This window comes from Zobellella maritima (assembly GCF_003075035.1).
Taxonomy (GTDB): Bacteria; Pseudomonadota; Gammaproteobacteria; order Enterobacterales; family Aeromonadaceae; genus Oceanimonas; species Oceanimonas maritima.
Window position 1 is genome coordinate 1 of the sequence record NZ_QCZE01000027.1, and the last position, 244, is coordinate 244.

At 47.5% G+C, this 244-nt stretch carries 1 rRNA gene; it reads left to right on the forward strand.

The annotated features are described in order from the left end of the window. Positions 1-157 precede the first annotated feature (157 nt). Positions 158-244: ribosomal RNA gene (locus DCS96_RS18450) — 23S ribosomal RNA — on the forward strand; the annotation flags it as partial.

Below are 244 nucleotides of genomic sequence, written 5' to 3' on the forward strand. Positions count from 1 at the left end.
CTTTAACAACCTGGAAAGCTGATGAAATAATTTGTAGTTCTTGATACGCAAGTGTCTTGGAACTTCTTGGCGAAAACAAAGTTGTAAGCATCAGTCATGATGCGTACCGCCTTGATAAGTGTACCGGCTTCGGCTGACACACTTCTTGGGGTTGTATGGTTAAGTGACTAAGCGTGCACGGTGGATGCCTTGGCAGTCAGAGGCGATGAAGGACGTGCTAACCTGCGTTAAGCACGGGTGAGCT